Below are 2,173 nucleotides of genomic sequence, written 5' to 3' on the forward strand. Positions count from 1 at the left end.
GCGCTCTTGCCCGTCCCGGCCAGGCGCATCCTCCATCTGGTCGGGCGGCCCGGCTGCGGGCTACCGTGGAGAGGCGATCCTCGCCTGTTCCCGCGCCGCGCCATGATCGGAGTCTCCCGGGAGACGAGGCACGTTGCCCGCGCTCAGCAAGGGGGCCTCCATGCCCACGCCACTGGCCATCACCTGCGAACATCGCCGCAACAGTGCTGTGATCCACGTGGTCGGCGAAGTCGACGGCACCAACGCCGTCATCCTGGACCAGGTCCTCGCCCAGACCATGCACGACGGCGCCTGCCTCGTCATCGACCTCAGCACGATGCCGTTCCTGGACAACACCGGCCTCAACGTCATCCTGCACGCCCACCAAAACGCCGAGCAGCACGGAAGCCACCTGTACCTGGCGCCGCCCGCTGCGCCTGATGACCATCGCCGGCGCCCTGCCACACCTGCACGTCTACGCCACCGTCGCCGACGCCGTCCATGCGGTCACCGCCGCCTGAACAGCGGGAGAGGGCCGCGGCGGCCCAGCGCAGACGGCCCCCTCCCGGCGACAAGCCGCCCCGACCACGCAATCGCCGGAGCCGGCCAAAGCGACCCGCCGCCGACCAACACTCTCACCCCGGGCGCGCACCCTGCTCGTGACGCACAGAGCCTCTGCCCGAAACAGCTTTCGGGCAGAGGCTCGGGCGTGATTCCTCGCGACGGGTGAGACGATCCTGCGCTCAGCCGCCGCTCAGGTCAACGGGCTCAGGTCCAGGCGCTGAGGTCGACCGGGTCCGGTCCGGCCGGGCCGGGGTCGGTGCGCCGGACGGTACGGCGAGCGCGGGCGGGCGCGGCGGCCGGTTCGGGCAGCCGGATGGTGAGGTAGCGCTGGACCTGCAGGCTGGGCCCGCGCCGCGGCCTGGGTCCGGAATCTTCCACGATCGTCATCACGCTGCCGATCAGGGTGACGACGCGCTCGACGTCGTCGGGCAGGTCGACCAGGCGGATCTGCATCGGTGCTCCTTTGGCTTGTCGAAGCAGGGATGTGACGGGGAGCGGCGGGTCAGTTCTGCGTCTGCAGCAGGTCCTGCCAGCGGCCGGTGGCGTTGGTGTCGATGATCGTGGCCACGTGCAGCAGCACCGCGGCGCCCAGCCGCAGCTGGTGGCCGTCGAGGTCGGGAGTGGTGACCAGCTGTTCGGCGGTCACGGAGACGGGTGAGGTGGCCAGGGCAGGCAGGTGGGGCGCGTCGGGGAGCATCGGCTCGGTTGCGGCGTCGCGGCCCGCCGCGGTGGCGGTGTCGAGCTGGCGTTCGGCGAGCATCCACAGCCGGCCGGGCCCGCCCTGCTTGCCGATCATGGTGGCGACGTCGTCAGCGTCCAGGCCGTGGCGGCGGCGGGTGAGCGCGAGCAGCTGGGCGAGCGAGGCGAGCAGGTCGCGGCGCGCGCCGGGCTGGGCGGTGTCCCACAGCTGGGTCAGGTCCGGGTCGGTGGCGGTGGCGGTGGCCGCGCCGTCGAGGTCGATGTCCAGGCCGCCGCCGCCGCCGTCGTCGGCGCCGCCGGCCTGCTGGTAGGTGGCGGCGAGGTGGCGGGTGGCGATCGCGTGGAAGGTGGTGATCAGTTCGATGGCGGCGGCCAGCTGGTGGCCGTCCTTGCGCGCCTGCGGCCCGACAAACCCCCATCCCAAACCAGACGGGCGGCGAACGCCTCTCGAACCGCGCGAGTGGTACGGACCGCGCCCTCCAGGACGGACGGTGGCCCGGGCGCCGCTACGGATGATCGTCTTTACCAGTTCGGCGACGCGGACGCCGGTGTACGACCTGCTCGGCGGTGCACTGCTGGACCCCGCGAAGGGCGGGGCCAGGCTCGCGGATATCGGCCACGTCACACCTGCGTCACGGCCAAACAGCGCACATTCGGTGGCGCTCGGTGGTAGGTCAATTCGCCACGACCGATTTAAGAGAAGCGCCCAGTTGTGGAACCACGATTGAAGCCCTGAATCGATCACGGTTGGTGAAAGGCTGCTTGCCAAGAGTGACAGACTTTGCCGGATTTGCAAGCATTCCATCCCATCTTCGCATCGCCCTTACTGAAATTCTTACACCCTGATACCTCTTTCCTTGAAAGCGAACCTCCACATCGAAAGGGAGCTCATGAAGCGACAAATCGCTGTCATCATCGGCACTCTGTCATT

At 69.6% G+C, this 2,173-nt stretch carries 3 protein-coding genes; 1 reads left to right on the forward strand and 2 read right to left on the reverse strand.

Features of this window, described 5'->3' with window-relative positions; genetic code table 11:
* Positions 1-160: 160 nt before the first annotated feature.
* Entirely contained in the window at positions 161-709 is a 549-nt protein-coding gene (locus ACIBI5_RS54230) for an STAS domain-containing protein (RefSeq protein ID WP_397259662.1), read from the forward strand.
* Positions 710-747: 38 nt separating this feature from the next.
* Here the strand turns inward: ACIBI5_RS54230 and ACIBI5_RS54235 are convergent, their stop codons facing one another.
* Together ACIBI5_RS54235 and ACIBI5_RS54240 are read right to left on the reverse strand one after the other, a co-directional pair.
* Positions 748-996 carry a hypothetical protein gene (locus tag ACIBI5_RS54235; RefSeq protein ID WP_397259663.1) on the reverse strand — a complete coding sequence of 83 codons (249 nt, stop codon included), beginning with the start codon at positions 994-996 and terminating at the stop codon, positions 748-750.
* A 49-nt stretch (positions 997-1,045) separates the two neighbouring features.
* Positions 1,046-1,666 carry a hypothetical protein gene (locus tag ACIBI5_RS54240; RefSeq protein ID WP_397259665.1) on the reverse strand — a complete coding sequence of 207 codons (621 nt, stop codon included), beginning with the start codon at positions 1,664-1,666 and terminating at the stop codon, positions 1,046-1,048.
* Positions 1,667-2,173: the final 507 nt, after the last annotated feature.

Origin of the sequence: Nonomuraea sp. NPDC050540 (assembly GCF_044457485.1) — a bacterium.
In the GTDB taxonomy this organism is placed as follows: domain Bacteria; phylum Actinomycetota; class Actinomycetes; order Streptosporangiales; family Streptosporangiaceae; genus Nonomuraea.

What these genes read in the sequence shown, in the direction of transcription:
- ACIBI5_RS54230 (WP_397259662.1), top strand. Translation starts at nt 161, where the DNA reads ATGCCCACGCCACTGGCCATCACCTGCGAACATCGCCGCAACAGTGCT.
- ACIBI5_RS54235 (WP_397259663.1), bottom strand. Translation starts at nt 996, where the DNA reads ATGCAGATCCGCCTGGTCGACCTGCCCGACGACGTCGAGCGCGTCGTC.